This window comes from Bacillus sp. XT-4, from assembly GCF_050864245.1.
GTDB lineage: Bacteria > Bacillota > Bacilli > Bacillales > Bacillaceae > Bacillus > Bacillus altitudinis.
In genome coordinates this window covers 176,396-195,993 of the sequence record NZ_JBPAFI010000002.1, presented here as the reverse complement: position 1 = coordinate 195,993, position 19,598 = coordinate 176,396, and the positions used below count along the sequence as shown (strand labels likewise).

Genomic DNA, 19,598 nt, shown 5'->3' with positions numbered 1-19,598 from the left:
GTCGAGATGAATGCCTAAGAAGGAAAAAACAAAGGAATCAAGCGGCGGCGGTAAATTTCAATGGATCTTGTTTATTGTCATTATCCCATTGGTTGTGCTTGTGATTGTAACGGGCACAATCCTTTATATGGCAGGTTATGATCTAAAGAAACCGCTCCAAAACATTCCGGGGATTAGCAGCTTGGTTGGATCAGATGACACATCAAAAACGTCATCTTCAAATAACGATCAACGTGATACAGAGTTGAAAGCGTTGAAAAAGACGATTAAAGAACAAGAGAATGAACTTGAAATTGCTCAAAAAGACTTGAAGACAAGTGATGAAGAGATTAAACGATTGAATCAAAAAATCAATTCACTTGAAAAAACATCTGATAAAGAGAACACGTCAGCAAGTGACAGTTCATCAAACAGTACATCATCAAGTAATAACGCATCAGGATCTTCAACTGATTCGTCAGCATCTTCTAATCAGCAATCAAAAGGGAAGGTCGCCAGCATTTATGAAAGCATGGATGCAGGAAAATCTGCCAAAATTCTATCAGAGCTAAGTGATAAAGAAGCTTTGAAGATCCTTGAAGAGCTGAGTAAAAATAAGCTGACGGACATATTAGCAAAACTGACACCTCAGAAGGCAGCAACGTTCACGAAGGAGCTTGCCAAAAAAGAAGAAAGTGAAAATGGAGGTGGACAATAAGTGAAGCTATTGGACATTGGAGCCTTACAGCAATCTTCCCAAGGTCTCTCGGGACTAAAGGGAGAGGGGGCAGTATCTGCTCGCGGCCTGTTTAAACAATTGTTAAATGGCGCAGGTATTCAAAGTGGTCCAGCTATTTCTCAGCCAGCGGAAACCAATCTATCCATGAATGATGCGATGCAAATCATTGAAAAATGGATGCAATCACCTGAAGAAGGAATAGATGGAGATCTTCTTGCGGCACTTCAGGCGCTGCAAGGGCAAAAGCTTGAGGGGGCTGACTTAAAGTCACTTGAAGAGCTATTTCAAAAGATGGAATCGGTGATCTATGGCGATCAGGATGAGAAGCCAGTTGCTGAACATAGTGAACAGCTCATACAAGTCCACTTTTTCTTATATCAAATACTGAATCAGCAGCCGGTGAGCTTTGATGCAAAACTTGTACAGGATATTCAAGCAAAAGGTGAAGATTTCATCAAGTTTCTAACGAAAAACGGAGCAGATGAAAAGCTCATTCAACAAGTAAAAGAGCAGTTCTTCTCGCAAGGATCGGCACCTAAGCTGAATAATATGTCGCAAAGCGAGCTGAAACACTTTAATCAGTTAATCGATCATATGATGGCGAATGCGAAAGGGTCAGATAAAGAGTGGAAAATTTCCTTAGGAGAGTTAAAAGAAATGGTTGCTCCAAGGCAAGAATCTTCCTTCTCATCTCCAGCAAAAGGTGCTGCCTCACTTGAATGGCTTATGAAAAAAGAAGTCACCAAAGGTCAAGGCACTACGGCACCTGCTTCTGAAAAAACAATCACCCATACGCTGCTTCCAGGGCATAAACAGTTCTTCCAACTGCAATCAGCTGCTCCTGTGCAGCAGACGCAAACAACTGACGAAAAGCCAGGCACGGTTGATCAGCAGATTTTAAATACGTGGAAACAAATGAAGTTCACACCATTTGGCAATTCAAGCGGACGGTTTACCGTACGATTAAATCCAGAAAATCTAGGGTTTATTACCATCCAGCTAACGAAACAAAACGGGATGTATGCGAGTAAAATTACAGCTTCAACGCAAGCAGCAAAAGAGCTGCTCGAGCATCATCTGCCGCAGCTCAAGCAGGCGCTACCGAATATGTCGGTTCAAGTTGACCGTTTCCATATACCGCTTCAGTCAAATGAGCAGCCGTCTTTTGGACAATTTAATGAGGAAGGCAAGCAGCAGCCATCAAAAGGACAAAGTTTCCAGCAGCCTGATGAACAGGAAGCTGAATTCCAAGATGTACTGGATGCGCTTGTTGGATCAGAAGAAGAAGAGGAGGAGATCTAATGGCAACTGTTGATGCGACGAATAGAACAACCGCACAAGCGGACACTTCTTCAACCGCAGCAAAGAAAACAGATACACTTGGCCGAGATCAGTTCTTGAAAATCTTGCTTACGCAGCTTCAAAACCAAGATCCGACAAACCCGATTGATGACCGTGAGTTTGTCACACAGCTTGCAACATTTTCTTCTTTAGAACAGCAAATGAATATGAACGAATCGATCACTCAAATGAATCAGATCATGTCTACATTCGTTGCACACCAAGATCCATTTACGACATATGTAGGCTGGATTGGTAAAGAAGTAGAGGGTAAACAAGATGATAAAGACATATCTGGAATTGTGAAGTCTGTGAAAAACATAAACAATGAATACTTCCTATATTTAGAAGATGGTACGAAAATCAGCCCTTGGGACGTTACAACTGTTGGAGAAAAATCGTAAGCAAATCGAGGAGGAAAATAAATGTTACGCTCACTTTACTCAGGAATTAGCGGAATGAAAAACTTCCAAACAAAATTAGATGTTGTAGCCAATAACGTAGCCAACGTCAATACACACGGATACAAAAAAAGCCGTATCACGTTTAAAGATATGGTCAGTCAAACCATTGCAAGTTCTGGTGGACCGACGAATAACTCTGGTTCAATCAACTCAAAACAAGTTGGATTAGGATCAGCTTTATCTTCTATTGATAAAATCATGACATCAGGTTCTTCTCAAAATACAGACGAACCATATGATTTCTATATTAATGGAGATGGATTTTTCCGTATTGAAAAGCAAGGTGAAATCCTATTTACAAGAACAGGGAACTTCAAACCTGATTCAAATGGGGATTTGGTAACATCTGATGGAAACTATCTTCTTGGCATGGATGGGCAAAGAATCAACATTCCACGAGACAATGTGTCAAGTGTTAGTGTTGGGCCAGATGGGACCGTTTCTGTTGTTGAGAACAACGTTTCTCGTACTGTTGGACAAGTATCACTTGTGTCTTTCAGTAATGCAGGAGGATTAGATAAAGTTGGGGATAACTTATATCGCCAAACACTCAGTTCCGGTGCACCAAGTAATGCCATGGCTCCTGGAACTCAAGGAACAGGTGAACTTCAAACAGGTAAACTTGAAATGTCAAACGTTGATTTAACAGACGAGTTTACAGAAATGATTATCGCACAGCGCGGATTCCAATCGAATGCAAAGACGATCACAACATCTGATGAAATTCTGCAAGAACTTGTGAATCTGAAACGATAGGAGGTAGGGGGAGCGGTTTATCGCTTCTCTGCTTAATATGATTGAAGTGACAAGATTAAATGGCAAAGGATTTATGCTCAACGCTCTCCATATCGAGCAAATCGAAAGCTTTCCAGACACGACCATAACACTCGCCAATGGAAAGAAATTCGTTGTGAAAGAAGATGAAGAGCAGCTTCAGGAGAAAATCATTTCTTTCTATAGAAAAATCCAAGTCATTTCATTGAATCAAGGAATAGAGGAGTTTGAATGAAGAAGAAATTAGTCGTAGTAATGCTAATCATGATTATTGCTATCGTCGGAATTGGAGCAGGTATTGTCTTTCTGGTGAATGGGTCAGACGAAGCAAAAGCAGAAAAAGAGCCAACAGCAGATGAAGTCGTAAAAGCTTCTGTTGAAATTCCTGAGATTGTGACCAATTTAAAATCTGAAGGAAATGCGGTTAAACTTGTACTAAATATTGAAACAGATTCAGAAAAAGCCAAAGAAGAGCTTGAAAAAAGAAGCTTCCAAGTGAAAGATGCTGTGATCGATATTTTATCAGACACGAATGCAGATGAACTTGATGGCAAAAAAGGCAGAGAACATTTTAAAACACAGGTCAAAAACAAAGTGAATAACTATTTGCAAGATGGCAAGGTGAAAGAAGTTTATATAACCTCCTTTAATCTGCAATAGAGGCGATTAATTGACACGATGGAGGTGAAGAAATGTCAGGAGAAGTGCTTTCCCAGAATGAGATCGACGCATTATTATCCGCCATATCAACAGGCGAAATGGATGCAGAAGAGCTGAAAAAAGAAGAAACGACGAAAAAAGTGAAAGTGTATGACTTTAAACGTGCACTGCGTTTTTCAAAAGACCAGATTCGAAGTTTAACAAGAATTCATGATAACTTCGCTAGACTGCTTACCACACACTTTTCAGCGCAGCTAAGATCATATATTCAAATTTCTGTCAGCTCGGTTGACCAAGTGCCATATGAAGAATTTATTCGTTCGATTCCTAATATGACATTATTAAACTTATTTTACGTCAGCCCGCTTGAAGGAAGAATCATGCTTGAAGTGAACCCAACGATTGGCTATGCCATGATGGATAGGCTGATGGGTGGGATTGGCATTAGTCATAATAAGACAGAATCACTGACAGAAATCGAAACAAAGATTATCTCAAACATGTTTGAGGGAGCTTTGGAAAACTACAGAGAAGCGTGGCAGTCCATAACCGACATCGAGCCAGAAATGGCAGATTTCGAGGTAAATCCCCAGTTTGTTCAAATGGTGTCACCAAACGAAACAGTTGTCGTCATTTCTCTTAATACACAAATTGGTGAGGTAAGCGGGGTTATTAATCTCTGTATTCCTCACGTAGTATTAGAGCCTATTATTCCGAAGCTGTCTGTACACTACTGGATGCAATCGGAACGAAATGAACCGAAAAAAGAAGAAACAAAGGCCATTGAAAAACGGATTATGACGGCGAAAATACCGGTAGTCGCAGAGCTTGGACAATCGGAAATGACGGTGGAAGAGTTTTTGAATTTGGAAATTGGTGATTGTATTGCCTTGGACAAACCAGTAAATGCGCCTCTTACTGTTATGGTCGGAAATAAACCGAAATTCTTGGGACAGGCCGGCCGCGTGAATCGGAAACAGGCGATTCAAATTCTAGATCACGACATAAGAGGTGAAGAAGATGGAGAATAACGGAAGTAAATTATCACAAGATGAAATCGATGCGCTCCTTAAAGGAGGCAGCAATGACGATATAGAGCCTGATACACTCCTTTCTGCAATGGAACAAGATGCCATTGGGGAAATCGGAAATATATCATTTGGAAGCTCTGCAACAGCACTTTCAACCCTATTAAGTCAAAAAGTGGAGATTACAACTCCAACTGTCACAGTGATTCAAAAAAGCAAGCTGAATGAGGAATTTCCTCATCCGTATGTCGCCATTGAAGTGAATTATACGGAAGGCTTCAGCGCTAGTAACCTGCTTGTCATCCAGCAAACCGATGCGGCAGTCATTGCGGATTTAATGATGGGCGGAGATGGAACAAATGCTGACCCGTCGTTAAGTGAAATTCACTTAAGTGCAGTACAAGAAGCGATGAACCAAATGATGGGTTCAGCAGCGACGTCCATGTCAACAGTCTTTAATAAAAAGATTGATATTTCTCCGCCTCGCGTTGAGTTGCTTGATGTGAAAGAAGGAGAAGGCACAGACCGCATTCCAGCTGAAGAGATGCTTGTCAAAGTGTCCTTTAGATTAACGATAGGTGAACTCATAGATTCAAATATTATGCAGCTTTACCCTATTACGTTTGCGAAAGATTTGATTGCAGAATTAACAGACCCAGCGGAAGAAGAGCCGGTTCAAGAAGCACCTCAGAGTGCACCTGAACCACAGCAGGCTGCTCCGCAAGCACAATCTGCTCCTATGCAGCAATCGGCACCGCCGAAAAGACAGGCGAAACCAAAGCCGGCAGAACCTGTCAATGTGGCGCCAGTTGAATTTGAGGCATTCAGTGAGCCTCAGCATACAACAAGTCAGCTCGGTAATCTTGATATGCTGATGGATATTCCACTTTCCATTACAGTGGAGCTTGGAAGAACGCAGCGCAGTGTGAAAGAAGTACTTGAACTTTCCGCTGGAAGTATCATTGAACTGGACAAACTTGCAGGTGAGCCAGTCGACATTCTGGTCAACAAACGAATCGTCGCCAAAGGAGAAGTTGTTGTCATTGATGAGAACTTTGGTGTACGTGTGACTGACATTTTAAGTCAGTCTGAAAGACTTTCTAATTTAAAATAAACAAACATATAGGGAGAGAATAAGTAAATGGCTACTAAGGTATTAATCGTAGATGATGCAGCATTCATGAGAATGATGATTAAGGATATTCTTGTAAAAAACGGATTTGATGTAGTAGGAGAAGCAGAAAACGGCGCACAAGCTGTTGAAAAATATAAAGAAACATCTCCTGATCTAGTCACAATGGATATCACAATGCCAGAAATGGACGGGATCACAGCATTAAAAGAAATTAAACAAATCGATGCTTCTGCAAAAATCATTATGTGCTCAGCGATGGGACAACAATCAATGGTTATTGATGCCATTCAAGCAGGTGCAAAAGACTTTATCGTGAAGCCATTCCAGGCAGACCGTGTACTTGAAGCAATTAATAAAACGTTAGGCTAAAAAAGGGTGTAAGACTTGTTGAAAAAACGTTTGATATGTATAGCAATGATCAGTTTTATGCTTTTCTTGACAGCGCAGCCAGCCTCATTGTTTGCTGAAACAAAAGATCCTGAAAATGGCACAGTGAATGACTGGCTCAAAGATGAGAAAGAAAGCAAAAAGGATACAGAAAAGAAAACCACTGACAATCAAACGAATCCGGCAGAAGAAGTTCCCTCTTCTTCTGTCTCCATTATGGATTTTGTCAAAATGATTGGTGCCTTACTTTTTGTCATCCTGCTCATTTACGGATTGGTGAGATTTGTTGGAAAGCAAAACCGCTTACTCAAGCCATTTCGCTATGTTGAAAATATTGGCGGAACGACGGTTGGTCAAAATCGTTCAGTTCAGCTGATCAAAGTGGGCAAACGAGTATTAGTTGTCGGCGTAGCAGACTCAATCCAGCTGCTAAAAGAAATCGATGATGAACAAGAATGCGAAGCGATTGTGAAACAATACGAAGAAGCGATGGAAAGTAAGACTGACTTACCGAAAATGATGCAAAAATTAACATCGCAAGTGAAGAAACACGATCAGCCGAACACTTCTTCTTTTTCAGCCAATTTAAAGGCCCAGCTAGCCGAATTGAAAAAGACCCAATCAGAAGTCAGAAAGAAAGGCCCGAAACAAAATGAATGAGTTTATCGATTTATTTAATTCCAGTGGCGCAGGGAATATTAGCACATCTGTCCGTCTGCTTTTATTGTTAACTGTATTTTCAGTTGCACCAGGCATTCTTATTTTAATGACCTGTTTTACACGGATTGTGATTGTTCTTTCGTTCGTCAGAACATCACTTGCAACCAACTCAATGCCGCCAAACCAAGTGCTTGTAGGACTTGCTTTGTTTCTCACATTTTTTATTATGGCACCCACGTTCTCAGAGATTAATAAAGAGGCACTCACGCCGCTTTTAAATGATGATATTACGTTAAATCAGGCCTATGAAAAAGCCGAAGTGCCAATTAAAGAGTTTATGAGTAAACATACGAGACAGAAAGATTTGGCTTTATTTCTTAGTTACGCAAAAATGGATACCCCTGAATCGATTAAAGATATTCCCTTAACGGCGATGGTACCAGCATTTGCAATTTCAGAATTAAAGACGGCATTTCAAATTGGTTTTATGATTTTTATTCCATTTTTAATTATTGACATGGTGGTCGCAAGTGTCCTGATGTCGATGGGGATGATGATGCTTCCGCCGGTTATGATATCGCTCCCTTTCAAAATATTGTTATTTGTATTAGTTGATGGATGGTATTTGATTGTTAAATCTTTGCTGCAAAGCTTTTAGAGTAGGTGCTTAAAACATGAGTTCAGAATTTGTCATTACGATGGCTGAAAGATCAGTGTATGTTGTATTACTTGTCAGCGGGCCGCTTCTTGCGCTCGCACTAATCGTGGGACTAATTGTCAGTGTGTTTCAGGCGACAACCCAAATCCAAGAACAGACGCTTGCGTTCATTCCAAAAATTGTTGCAGTGCTCATTGGACTTGTTGTGTTTGGTCCGTGGATGCTTTCAACAATTGTGTCATTTACTACAGAGCTGTTCTCGAATTTAGATCGATTTGCAGGTTAATCAGAGATGTCAATCATAGAATTATTTCCTGCCTTTCTTCTCGTTTTCATTCGGATCACCGCTTTTTTCGTGACAGTGCCGCTATTAGCGCATCGAACGATACCAGCAGTTCACAGAGTTGGTTTTTCACTGTTTTTGGCTGTCATTAGTTTTAGCACCATTAAAGAACCGCCAGCACTCGATATCGACGGTCTTTACATGATGCTTGCCGTGAAAGAAGCAATGGTCGGACTTCTTCTTGGACTGATTGCCTATATCATGGTGTCCGCTGTTCAAATTGCCGGCTCATTCATCGATTTTCAAATGGGTTTTGCGATCGCCAATATTATTGATCCACAAACAGGGGCGCAAACGCCGCTGATGGGGCAGTTTTTTTATACGGTGACCTTGCTGCTGATGCTGGCAACAAATGCTCATCATTTGCTGCTTGATGGAATCTATTACAGTTTTCAATATATTCAAGTTGATCAGTATGCGCTGAACTTCGGCAGTGAATCCTTTGCTTACTTTATTGCAAAGAGCTTCAACCAAATGTTCATCATAGCATTTCAAATCTCAGCACCTGTTGTGGCTAGTTTGTTTTTAGTCGATTTGGCATTAGGAATTGTGGCACGTACAGTTCCGCAAATGAACGTATTTGTCGTTGGACTTCCCATTAAAATGGGCGTGAGTTTTATAATGATCATCATTTGTATGGGTGTCATCTTCGGGGTCGTCCAAAATACATTTGAAACGATTGTGCTCACCATGAGGAATTTCTTAGCATTGGTCGGTGGTTCGTCATGACGACAAGACTTAGACTCGACTTGCAATTTTTCGCAGGTGAAAAAACAGAAAAAGCAACACCGAAAAAGAGACGGGATTCACGTAAAAAAGGGCAGGTTGCCAAAAGTACCGACGTCAATACAGCCATCTCATTTCTACTAATCTTTTTATCATTCTTTTTTATTGGGCCTTTTATGAAAGAGCGTATTATTGCGCTCATTGAACGTTTTTATTCAACAACGATGCTAATGAAGGTTAGCACATCTAATATTCACCAGTTATTCTTGGAATTGCTTCAAGAGACAGGTCTCCTCCTCATGCCAATTCTTGGTGTTGGGATGCTGGCAGGGATCATCAGTAACTATTTACAAGTTGGATTTCTCTTTTCAACTGAAGTGATCAAGCCCAAATTAGAAAAGCTTGATCCAATCAAAGGGTTTAAACGAATATACAGTATTCGAGCACTCGTTGAGCTATTAAAATCCATTTTAAAAATTGGTTTTGTTGGTTTTGCGACATTTATCGCTCTATGGATGCACTTTGACGAAATCTTGCGGCTCCCTCTACTCACTGCAGAGGAAACCCTTCATTTCGTGGCAAATATGACCTTGATTATGGGGCTATATGCAGCAGGTGCTCTTCTGATCTTAGCCGGGCTTGACTACATGTATCAGAAATTTGATTATGAAAAAAACTTACGGATGTCTAAACAAGACATCAAAGATGAGTATAAAAAATCAGAGGGTGACCCGCTCATAAAATCAAAAATTAAACAGCGGCAAAGGGAAATGGCCATGAGACGGATGATGCAGGAAGTCCCAAAAGCGGACGTCATCATTACAAACCCGACCCACTACGCAATTGCCTTGAAATATGACGAAGAAAAGATGGACGCGCCGTTTGTTGTGGCAAAGGGAACAGATATTTTGGCTTTGAAAATTAGAACAATTGCGAAAGAACACGATGTCATGACTGTAGAAAACCGGCCGCTCGCCCGTGCCCTCTACGATCAAGTGGATATCAACCAAGCGGTGCCGGAAGAATATTTTAAGGCGATCGCAGAAATTTTGGCTTACGTATATAAAACGAAACAAAAGATTTTATGAATTTTTGGTTTTAAAAGGAGAGAACAGGCATGTCAGCAAGAGATTTATCTGTTTTATTCAGTGTTATTTTAATCGTGGCGATGCTGGTCATACCGTTTCCGCCCGTCCTATTAAGTATTTTAATTATTATTAATATTTCTCTTGCGCTTATCGTGCTTCTCACCACAATGAACATGCAAGAACCACTGCAATTTTCCATTTTTCCATCTTTGCTTTTGCTCTTAACACTTTTTCGTTTAGGGCTTAACATCTCTACAACCCGTTCTATTTTATCAACTGGAGATGCTGGTAAGGTTGTAGAAACGTTTGGATCATTTGTTGTTGGGGGCAATATACTCGTTGGTCTGGTTGTCTTCCTTATTCTGATCATTATTCAGTTTATTGTCATCACCAAAGGGGCAGAGCGTGTATCAGAGGTTGCAGCCAGATTTACACTCGACGCGATGCCAGGTAAACAGATGAGTATTGACGCAGATTTGAATGCAGGAATGCTGACAGAAAGTGAAGCTAGAAACCGCCGTGAAAAAGTAGCCAGAGAAGCAGACTTTTATGGTGCGATGGATGGTGCAAGTAAGTTCGTTAAAGGGGATGCCATCGCAGGTATTATCATCGTTATTATCAATATTATTTTTGGCATCATTATTGGGATGATTCAGCAAGGAATGTCGATTCAAGAATCAGCTTCCCACTTTACTCTTTTAACAGTAGGGGACGGAATTGTGTCGCAAATCCCTGCACTTCTCATCTCAACAGCGACAGGGATTGTTGTCACGAGAGCGGCTTCTAACGGAAACCTTGGTTCAGACATTACGGGCCAGCTCTTTGCCTTCCCTGCCATGCTTTACGTCACAGCAGGTACGATCTTCCTGCTTGGATTGTTTACGCCAATTGGCGTACTTTTGACAGGGCCGATCGCAGGTTTACTTGCACTCGGTGCGTACATGATGTCGAAAAACAAACAGGATCAAGAAGAGATTGAAGAAGTACTCGAAGAACAGGCAGAGGTTGAAGAGATGAAAAGTCCAGAAAGCGTCATTCATCTCCTGCAAATGGATGCCATTGAATTTGAATTTGGCTACGGGTTGATCCCGCTTGCAGATGCCAATCAAGGCGGAGACCTGCTAGACCGAATTGTCATGATTAGAAGGCAGCTTGCTCTTGAACTCGGTCTTGTCATTCCGGTTGTCCGTATTCGAGACAACATTGCGCTGAACCCAAATGAATACAGGCTCAAAATAAAAGGGAACGAAGTGGCAAAAGGAGAGCTGCTGCTTGATCATTACTTAGCGATGTCACCAACGCCTGATGATGATCCGATTGAAGGAATTGAAACAATCGAACCATCCTTTGGTCTGCCGGCAAAATGGATATCAGAAGCAGAAAAAGATCAGGCTGAAATGCTTGGCTATACAGTGGTCGATCCAGCATCTGTTGTGTCTACCCACATCACAGAGAAGATTAGACAAAACACCCACGAACTGCTTGGACGCCAAGAAACGAAGCAATTAATCGATCATCTGAAAGAAAGTTATCCAGTTCTAGTAGATGAGGTAACACCGAATCCACTAGCAGTCGGGGATATCCAAAAAGTACTTGCAAAGCTTCTGAAAGAAAAGGTCTCCATTCGAAACCTTGTGACCATTTTTGAGACCCTTGCAGACTACGGAAAATTAACGACGGATACAGACTTGCTAACAGAGTATGTTAGACAGGCACTTGCAAGACAGATTACTGCACAGTATGCAAGAGAAAATGAATCACTGAAAGTCGTGACATGCTCAGGACGAGTCGAAAAGGTGATTGCAGACAGCGTGCAGCAAACAGAGCATGGGAACTACTTATCGTTAGATCCAGAATCCTCTGAAAGTGTGATTCAATCAGTGGCGAGAGAAATTGAACAGCTTTCGCTTCGTCAGGAAACGCCGGTTCTATTATGCTCACCTCCTATAAGAATGTACGTCAAACAGTTGTTAGAAAGATATTTCCCAGATTTACCGGTACTATCTTATAACGAACTAGAAGCAAATGTGGAAGTACAGAGCATCGGAGTGGTGGATATCTAATGAAAATGAAAAAAATCACAGCGAATTCTATGCAGGAGGCAACGATTCAAATCAGGCAGCAGCTTGGGAAGGATGCCGTCATATTAAATTCGAAAACCGTTGTCAAACGAAAGCTGTTCGGTTTAAAGAAACAGCAAATGGTCGAAGTGATTGCAGTGCTGGATCAAGATTTTGAAGAAAGAGCTGGTAAAGGATTACAACCAGCAACTGCGCCTATCCCGGTGTTACCGAAAAAGGAGCAGACTCAACACCTTACACAAGAGCTGCCGGCTGCTGCTCAAGCAGTCAAAGCAGCGCCTTCTCATTCTCAGCCTATAGAATATGCAAGAAACGAACGCCATGCCGGGATCTTGCCGGATTCTCTCATGAAAATGGATCAAAAGCTAAAAGATCAAGGTCTTGATGATGAGATTCGAGATGAGTGCTTAAAGGGTCTTTTAACAAAAGGTGCTGTGAAAGAAGAGCAGATTGAAAAAGAACTTGAAAAACTACTCACAGAGATGCTGCCGGCTCACACTTCTGATGAGCCGATGATTCGTTCGAAATACATTGTGCTGTTTGGTTCAACTGGTGCTGGTAAAACGACAACGATTGCAAAGCTTGCTGCGAAAACGGCTATTCAGCAGCAAAAGAAAATTGCTTTTATCACAACAGATACGTACCGGATTGCAGCGATTGAACAACTAAAAACATATGCTGAACTGCTAAATGCACCGCTTGAGGTTTGTTATTCAAGAGAGGACTTTGTGAAAGCACAGCAGACTTTTAAAAATTATGATCATATTTTCATCGATACAGCAGGCCGTAACTTTAAAGAAGAGGCGTACATCAAAGAGCTGACAGATATCATTCCATTTGATGAAAGCATTCAAAGTTTTCTCGTCATGAGTGCGACATCGAAATATCAAGATATGAAAGCCATGGTCAAACGTTTTGAACACGTTCCAATCGATCAATTTATTTTCACAAAAGTTGATGAAACAGACACGATGGGAACGATCTTTCAAATCATTGCAGAATCTCAAATCGGGCTCGGGTTTTTAACAAATGGCCAAAATGTGCCTGAGGATATTCTTGAGAGTTCCCCCCTTGATTTGACAAGGATGGTCTTACAATGATGAAGCCTGACCAAGCCGAAGGTTTAAGAAAGCTTGTTCAGCAGAACCAACTGATTGTACCGAACTCTCTTCGTGCGAATGGACAAGCGAAAACCATTGCTGTCATGAGCGGTAAAGGCGGAGTAGGTAAATCGAATTTGACGCTGAATATGGCACTGTCTATCGCAAGTACGGGCAAGCAAGTGCTCATCATCGACCTCGACTTTGGCATGGGGAATATTGATATTTTACTAGGGAAAACATCGACCAGCTCTATATTAGACGTGCTTGTTAGGAAAAAATCCTTCCAAGCGGCTATGACAAAAGGAACGGACAATCTGTATTACATTTCTGGCGGAAGCGGGCTTGAACAGCTATTTTCTTTAGACAAAGATCAATGGTCGTTCTTTTTAGAAGAGATGGAGAAAATATTGAATGACTTTGATTGTATATTCTTTGATATGGGTGCAGGCTTGTCAAAAGATCAACTCCCTTTTGTCTTATCGGCAGGAGAAGTGGTTGTTGTGACAACGCCAGAACCAACATCCATCATGGATGCCTACAGCGCAATTAAGCACTTAGCCATTCATCAGTTTGAACAGTCTGTTCAAATCATTGTCAACCGGTGTAAAACCCCTTCGGAAGGATCTGAAACGTACCGGAAATTAGCAGGAGTGGTGACGTCCTTTCTACACCGAAAGCTTGTATTTGCTGGTGCGGTACCTGATGATCCTGCTGTTCCTAAAGCAGTCACTGAACAAATGCCATTTTATATGAAGCAGCCTCATTCAAGGCTAAGTAAAACCATTAAAATGCTGGCTGAAACGCTTTATCATCAGCAGATAAGAGAGGCACAGAGAGAGCAGCATACGTTTATAGATAAGTTGTCCTCTTTTTTTAAAAGGAGGAAGGTGGACTCATGATTAGAGTGCTTGTAGTAGATGACTCGGCCTTTATGCGAAAACTCATCAGTGATTTCCTAAGTGCCGAGCAAGAAATTGAAGTCGTCGGAACGGCGCGAAATGGAGAAGATGCCTTAAAGCGGATTAAGGAATTGAATCCGGATGTTGTCACACTTGATGTGGAAATGCCTGTTCTAAATGGAACAGAAGCATTAAAACAAATTCTGGCTGAACACGACCTTGCTGTGATTATGGTGTCAAGCCAGACGAAGCAAGGGAAGGAATTAACCATCCATTGCTTAGAACTCGGTGCTTTTGACTTTGTGACAAAGCCTTCAGGAAGTATTTCGCTCGATTTACACAAAGTAAGAGGTCAAATTGTAGAGCGGGTACTTGCGGCAGGCCTGTCCAGAAAACGTACTGAGAAACAAGTTTCTCCTAAGCCGTTCATGAAGCCGCCAAGTCCAATTCCAGCGGCCGCTCCCCGCCTGCAAGAAGTAAGAAGCGGCTCATCACTCCGAAAGATTATTTCAATCGGAACTTCTACGGGAGGGCCTAGGGCGCTTCAACGAGTCGTCACGAAGCTGCCAAAAGACATAGAGGCGCCGATTTTGATTGTGCAGCATATGCCGGCAGGATTTACGGCATCGCTGGCTACTAGATTAGATCATTTATCACAAATTACGATCAAAGAAGCTCAAGATGGAGACATCGCTAAAAATGGAGTGGCTTACATAGCTCCTGGTGGATTGAATATGTCACTTCATGAACAAGGGGCAGCTTTAGTGATCAGGCTGTCCCCAGAAGACACTGACAGCCGTCACAAACCTTCTGTTAACTATTTATTTGAATCCATCAGCAACATAAAAGGTTACGAGAAAATCGCTGTCATTATGACAGGAATGGGTAGTGACGGCACAGAAGGTGTCAAAAAAATGGTCGCAAGTGGTCATACAAAAGTCATTGCAGAAAAAGAAGAATCATGTGTTGTTTTCGGAATGCCTAAATCAGTCATTAAAGCAGGCCTTGCACATGAAACAAGGCATGTGGATGACATCGCACATGCAATTATAAGCTCCATGAAAAAAGAGAGGGCGTGAACACGTTGGATGTAAACCAATACTTAGATATCTTTTTAGATGAAAGCAGAGAACACTTACAAACTTGTAATGAAAAACTTCTTGAATTAGAAAAGAACCCAACAGACTTGCAGCTAGTGAATGATATATTCAGAGCCGCTCATACACTGAAAGGCATGAGTGCAACGATGGGCTATGATGATATGGCTCAATTAACACATCATTTAGAAAACATGTTTGATGCCATCAGAAACGAACAAATGATTGTCACTCCTGAATCAATGGATACGATGTTTGAAGCACTCGATCACCTTGAAGCAATGGTTCAATCGATTGCAGAGGGCGGGGATGGAAAACGTGATGTCACGGAGATTAGTAAAAAACTAGATGTGACAGGAAGCCATGCAGAAACAGCATCTGCCGTTGAGACAGCTGAAGCATCATCAGCTGCAAGCGACCTAGATTATAACGAATTTGAACGAACAGTTCTTGATGAAGCAAGAGAACAAGGCTTTAAATGTTATGAGCTGACCGTGACATTAAGTGACGCATGCTTATTAAAAGCCGTTCGTGTCTATATGATTTTTGAAAGACTGAACGAAGCAGGAGAAGTTGTCAAAACGGTTCCGAATGCAGAACTTTTAGAATCAGAAGATTTTGAATCTGAATTCAGCATTTCTTACTTATCGAAACAGCCGATGGAAGAAGTGAAAAAAATCGTGACAGCGATCTCAGAGGTTGAACAAGTGGAGATTTCTGAAGTCTCTGCCTTTGAAGAAGCGGCTCCGGCTGAAACAAAAGCAGCGAAACCTGAGCAGAAAAATGAAGAAGCCACAGTTCCTGCCACTAAAGCGCCAGCAAACGATGCGCCAAAAGCAAATGGCAATAACGGTGCAGCTGCCGGCGGAACGAAAACGATCCGTGTCAACATTGATCGTCTAGATTCACTTATGAACCTGTTTGAAGAGCTTGTCATTGATAGAGGACGTTTAGAACAGATTGCCAAAGAACTTGAAAACAACGAACTCACGGATACAGTGGAAAGAATGTCCCGTATTTCTGGCGACCTGCAATCGATCATCTTGAACATGAGAATGGTACCTGTAGAAACGGTGTTTAACAGATTCCCACGTATGATTCGTCAATTGACGAAAGAGCTCAATAAGAAAATTGAACTGATCATTGAAGGTGCTGAGACAGAGCTTGATCGAACAGTGATCGATGAAATTGGCGATCCGCTCTTACACTTACTTAGAAACAGTCTCGATCACGGGATTGAATCACCAGAAGAACGTGTGAAAAAAGGCAAACCAGAAAAAGGAACCGTTCTATTAAAAGCGTATCATAGCGGAAACCATGTCTTCATTGAAGTAGAAGATGATGGCGGCGGGATTAACCGTAAAAAGGTCCTTGAAAAAGCATTAGAGCGCGGAGTTATTACGGAAAGAGAAGCGGAAACACTTGAAGATCACCAAATTGATTCATTGATCTTTGCAGCAGGGTTCTCTACAGCTGATACGATTTCTGATATCTCGGGCCGAGGTGTAGGTCTTGACGTTGTGAAAAACAAGCTGGAATCATTAGGTGGTTCTGTGAGTATTAACTCAACAGAAGGTCAAGGTTCACTGTTCTCAATTCAGCTTCCACTCACATTATCGATCATTTCCGTCCTTCTTGTGAAACTAGAGGAAGAAACATTTGCTATTCCGATTTCTTCTATTATAGAAACGGCTGTCATTAAGAAGAGTGACATCCTTCAAACGCATGATCGTGAAGTCATTGATTTCCGTGGATTTATCGTACCGGTTGTGTACTTGAAGAAACAGTTCAACGTACCAAATGCGAATGATTTAGAAGAAGAACTGCACATTATTGTTGTCCGTAAAGGAGACAAGCTAACAGCATTTGTGGTCGATTCGTTTATCGGTCAGCAAGAGGTTGTATTGAAATCACTTGGAGATTACCTACCAAACGTATTTGCGATATCAGGCGCAACAATCTTAGGTGACGGTCAGGTTGCACTCATCGTTGACTGTAATGCACTGATTAAGTAAAAAACAATAGAGGAGCGGTCTGAAATGAGTACAGATATCAAAACTGGCGAAAAGATGATTGTGTTTATCGTAAACAAAAAAGAATACGCCATTTCAGTATCAGAAGTAAAGTCCATTGAAAAATGGCAGCAGCCGACAAGAGTTCCTGGCGTTGCCCCTTATATATGCGGTGTCATTAATCTACGTGGTGTCGTGACACCTGTCATTGACCTTAGAGTGAGACTTGGATCAACTGACAACGAGATTACAGACGAAACAAGAATGATTATTGTACAAGTTGGTGACATTGAAGTCGGCTGGATTGTTGATGAAGCAAATGATGTCATTACTGTTCATCAGGAAGAGGTAGAATCTTCTACTGATACAGCTGAAAAAGAAGGACTGTCATGGGTGACAGGTATTATTAAGCATGATCAGCGCCTATTCAATATCATTCATGCTGGTGCGGTCCTCGACAAGAGCGTGCAAGATGCACCTGTTCATTAAGGGGGATGTGAAATGAGCATTTTCAATGAAATTAAAGATGAACAGCTAGATATATTAAGTGAGGTTGGGAATATCGGAGCAGGCCATGCAGCGTCTGCTCTTGCCAGCCTATTGAATCGCAAAATTGATATGGCTGTTCCTTTTGTCAAAGTTCTCTCGTTTGAAGATTTAATGGATTTCTTTGGTGGAGCAGACCTTCCAGTTGCCAGTATCTTTTTGCGAATGGAGGGTGATCTTACCGGTTCAATCTTTTTCATTATGCCGTTTGAACAAGCTGAACAATTTGTAAGAGAGCTTGTTCAGGACCCAGCATTTGATATTGATACGATTCATGAACACATGCTAGGAACATCAGCGCTTCATGAGTTAGGAAATATTTTAGCAGGCTCTTATTTATCAGCACTTGCCGATTTAACAAAACTGCAGCTTCACCCAAGTGTTCCAGATGTCACGCTCGACATGTTTGGGGCTGTCATTAGTGAGGGATTAATGCAGTTTAGCCCTCTCGGCGATCAGGCGATTGTGATTGATACATCTATTTTTGATGATCAAAATCAGCAAGAGCTGAAAGGAAATATGTTTCTATTACCAGACTTTGAATCGTTTGAAAAACTATTCAAAGCATTAGGTAACCTATAATGAACGTGCAGATTCCGGCAGTTGTAAAGGTTGGTATAGCGGATGTTCAGCTTGTGAAAACACCGGACCGTATTCGGACATCCGGTCTCGGTTCTTGCGTAGGACTTGTCCTTTTTGACCAAGAAAAAAAACTGGCAGGACTTGTCCATGTCATGCTTCCAGACTCCTCTCTTTCAAAAGGAGCGGTAGAGAACTTGGCTAAGTATGCAGATACAGGTGTCAAGCATACAATTGATCTGCTCTTAAAAGAAGGAGCGCGCAAACATGCGCTAAAAGCGAAGCTTGCCGGCGGCGCAGAAATGTTTAAATTTAAGTCAACCAATGATCTGATGAGAATTGGACCTAGAAATGTATCAGCTGTGAAAGAACATCTGTCTCTTCATCATATCCCGATCATTAGTGAGGACACGGGCGGAAACAATGGACGCACGATTGAATTCGATCCGCTTACAACAGAACTTGAGATCCGCACTGTGAAACAAGGCATTATGAAGATATAACTAAGGAAGTATAGGGGGAGAAAGATGCAATCCTTAAATTACGAAGATCAGGCGCTATGGGCTAGATGGAAAGAGTGGAAGGACCCAGCTGCTGGAGATGATCTTATGCGCCGCTATATGCCGCTCGTCACATATCATGTTGGAAGAATTTCCATCGGTCTCCCGAAGTCAGTGCACAAAGAAGACTTGATCAGTCTAGGGATGCTCGGTTTATATGATGCCCTTGAAAAATTTGACCCCGGAAGAGATCTGAAGTTTGATACATATGCATCCTTCAGAATTCGCGGGGCCATCATCGACGGTCTTCGTAAAGAGGACTGGCTGCCTCGTACATCAAGAGAAAAAACAAAAAAAGTAGAAGCGGCAATTGAAAAGCTTGAACAGCGATATTTGCGAAATGTGACACCAACAGAGGTTGCTGAAGAACTCGGCATGAGTGAACAAGATGTGGTCACAACGATGAATGAAGGGTTCTTTGCGAATTTGCTCTCGATTGATGAGAAGCTGCATGATCAAGAAGACGGAGAAAACGTTCAAGTCATGATTCGCGACGAAAAGACTGTGACACCTGAAGAAAAAATGCTGAAAGATGAATTAATTGAACAGCTTGCCGAAAAAATGACAGAGCTTTCGGAAAAAGAAAAGCTTGTGATTAGTCTTTTCTATAAAGAGGAATTGACGTTAACGGAAATTGGTCAAGTGCTTAATTTATCGACCTCCCGCATTTCGCAAATTCATTCAAAGGCATTGTTCAAGCTTAAGCATCTGCTTGATAAAGCCATTCAATCTTAAAGAG

23 protein-coding genes are annotated in these 19,598 nt (G+C 41.6%); all 23 read left to right on the top strand.

The genetic code is table 11. From position 1 onward, the window contains the following. Positions 1 to 10 precede the first annotated feature (10 nt). Genes ACRRMM_RS06200 through ACRRMM_RS06090 form a run of 23 tightly spaced genes read left to right on the top strand, consistent with a single transcriptional unit; the run spans position 11 to position 19,594 of the window. A complete protein-coding gene (locus ACRRMM_RS06200) occupies positions 11 to 697 on the top strand; it encodes a MotE family protein (protein WP_007499599.1) in 687 nt (228 codons plus the stop codon). Further along, complete coding sequence (locus ACRRMM_RS06195) at positions 698 to 2,020, top strand: flagellar hook-length control protein FliK (RefSeq protein WP_024720354.1); 1,323 nt, start codon at positions 698 to 700, stop codon at positions 2,018 to 2,020. After that, positions 2,020 to 2,463, top strand: coding sequence for a flagellar hook assembly protein FlgD (flgD, locus tag ACRRMM_RS06190; protein WP_007499595.1), 444 nt, complete (start codon positions 2,020 to 2,022; stop codon positions 2,461 to 2,463). Before ACRRMM_RS06195 ends, flgD begins: the two co-directional genes overlap by 1 nt. Positions 2,464 to 2,484: 21 nt before the next feature. Next, complete coding sequence (gene flgG, locus ACRRMM_RS06185; RefSeq protein ID WP_008344796.1) at positions 2,485 to 3,279, top strand: flagellar basal body rod protein FlgG; 795 nt, start codon at positions 2,485 to 2,487, stop codon at positions 3,277 to 3,279. Between the two features lie 37 nt (positions 3,280 to 3,316). Then, complete coding sequence (locus ACRRMM_RS06180) at positions 3,317 to 3,532, top strand: flagellar FlbD family protein (protein WP_008344794.1); 216 nt, start codon at positions 3,317 to 3,319, stop codon at positions 3,530 to 3,532. After that, entirely contained in the window at positions 3,529 to 3,957 is a 429-nt protein-coding gene (gene fliL, locus ACRRMM_RS06175) for a flagellar basal body-associated protein FliL (RefSeq protein ID WP_007499592.1), read from the top strand. Before ACRRMM_RS06180 ends, fliL begins: the two co-directional genes overlap by 4 nt. A 32-nt stretch (positions 3,958 to 3,989) precedes the next feature. Beyond that, positions 3,990 to 4,988 carry a flagellar motor switch protein FliM gene (gene fliM / locus ACRRMM_RS06170; protein WP_007499590.1) on the top strand — a complete coding sequence of 333 codons (999 nt, stop codon included), beginning with the start codon at positions 3,990 to 3,992 and terminating at the stop codon, positions 4,986 to 4,988. Further along, complete coding sequence (gene fliY, locus ACRRMM_RS06165; protein ID WP_007499588.1) at positions 4,978 to 6,099, top strand: flagellar motor switch phosphatase FliY; 1,122 nt, start codon at positions 4,978 to 4,980, stop codon at positions 6,097 to 6,099. Before fliM ends, fliY begins: the two co-directional genes overlap by 11 nt. Before the next feature lie 27 nt (positions 6,100 to 6,126). Further along, positions 6,127 to 6,489, top strand: coding sequence for a response regulator (locus ACRRMM_RS06160; RefSeq protein WP_007499584.1), 363 nt, complete (start codon positions 6,127 to 6,129; stop codon positions 6,487 to 6,489). An 18-nt stretch (positions 6,490 to 6,507) separates the two neighbouring features. Further along, positions 6,508 to 7,167 (top strand): flagella biosynthesis regulatory protein FliZ, encoded by a 660-nt coding sequence (fliZ, locus tag ACRRMM_RS06155; RefSeq protein ID WP_191218854.1) that lies wholly within the window; start codon positions 6,508 to 6,510, stop codon positions 7,165 to 7,167. Continuing rightward, positions 7,160 to 7,825: a flagellar type III secretion system pore protein FliP gene (fliP, locus tag ACRRMM_RS06150; RefSeq protein ID WP_007499580.1), complete on the top strand. Its 666-nt coding sequence runs from the start codon at positions 7,160 to 7,162 to the stop codon at positions 7,823 to 7,825. The genes fliZ and fliP overlap by 8 nt, the downstream gene beginning before the upstream one ends. A gap of 16 nt (positions 7,826 to 7,841) precedes the next feature. Further along, positions 7,842 to 8,111, top strand: coding sequence for a flagellar biosynthesis protein FliQ (gene fliQ, locus ACRRMM_RS06145; RefSeq protein ID WP_003211206.1), 270 nt, complete (start codon positions 7,842 to 7,844; stop codon positions 8,109 to 8,111). Positions 8,112 to 8,117: 6 nt separating this feature from the next. Beyond that, entirely contained in the window at positions 8,118 to 8,897 is a 780-nt protein-coding gene (gene fliR / locus ACRRMM_RS06140) for a flagellar biosynthetic protein FliR (protein WP_007499578.1), read from the top strand. Continuing rightward, entirely contained in the window at positions 8,894 to 9,982 is a 1,089-nt protein-coding gene (gene flhB, locus ACRRMM_RS06135) for a flagellar biosynthesis protein FlhB (RefSeq protein WP_007499576.1), read from the top strand. Before fliR ends, flhB begins: the two co-directional genes overlap by 4 nt. A gap of 29 nt (positions 9,983 to 10,011) precedes the next feature. Further along, entirely contained in the window at positions 10,012 to 12,045 is a 2,034-nt protein-coding gene (flhA, locus tag ACRRMM_RS06130) for a flagellar biosynthesis protein FlhA (RefSeq protein WP_035392063.1), read from the top strand. Then, entirely contained in the window at positions 12,045 to 13,163 is a 1,119-nt protein-coding gene (gene flhF / locus ACRRMM_RS06125; RefSeq protein WP_148780426.1) for a flagellar biosynthesis protein FlhF, read from the top strand. Before flhA ends, flhF begins: the two co-directional genes overlap by 1 nt. Continuing rightward, a complete protein-coding gene (locus tag ACRRMM_RS06120) occupies positions 13,160 to 14,065 on the top strand; it encodes a MinD/ParA family protein (protein ID WP_035392057.1) in 906 nt (301 codons plus the stop codon). Before flhF ends, ACRRMM_RS06120 begins: the two co-directional genes overlap by 4 nt. Next, positions 14,062 to 15,144 carry a protein-glutamate methylesterase/protein-glutamine glutaminase gene (locus ACRRMM_RS06115; RefSeq protein ID WP_008344775.1) on the top strand — a complete coding sequence of 361 codons (1,083 nt, stop codon included), beginning with the start codon at positions 14,062 to 14,064 and terminating at the stop codon, positions 15,142 to 15,144. The genes ACRRMM_RS06120 and ACRRMM_RS06115 overlap by 4 nt, the downstream gene beginning before the upstream one ends. A 5-nt stretch (positions 15,145 to 15,149) precedes the next feature. Further along, positions 15,150 to 17,177, top strand: a complete 2,028-nt coding sequence (locus tag ACRRMM_RS06110) for a chemotaxis protein CheA (RefSeq protein ID WP_052320408.1) — start codon at positions 15,150 to 15,152, stop codon at positions 17,175 to 17,177. A 24-nt stretch (positions 17,178 to 17,201) separates the two neighbouring features. Beyond that, positions 17,202 to 17,663, top strand: coding sequence for a chemotaxis protein CheW (locus ACRRMM_RS06105; RefSeq protein WP_007499568.1), 462 nt, complete (start codon positions 17,202 to 17,204; stop codon positions 17,661 to 17,663). A gap of 12 nt (positions 17,664 to 17,675) precedes the next feature. Beyond that, a complete protein-coding gene (locus ACRRMM_RS06100; protein ID WP_007499567.1) occupies positions 17,676 to 18,302 on the top strand; it encodes a chemotaxis protein CheC in 627 nt (208 codons plus the stop codon). Then, complete coding sequence (locus tag ACRRMM_RS06095; protein WP_007499566.1) at positions 18,302 to 18,802, top strand: chemotaxis protein CheD; 501 nt, start codon at positions 18,302 to 18,304, stop codon at positions 18,800 to 18,802. Before ACRRMM_RS06100 ends, ACRRMM_RS06095 begins: the two co-directional genes overlap by 1 nt. A gap of 24 nt (positions 18,803 to 18,826) precedes the next feature. Continuing rightward, entirely contained in the window at positions 18,827 to 19,594 is a 768-nt protein-coding gene (locus tag ACRRMM_RS06090) for a FliA/WhiG family RNA polymerase sigma factor (protein WP_007499565.1), read from the top strand. Positions 19,595 to 19,598 lie beyond the last annotated feature (4 nt).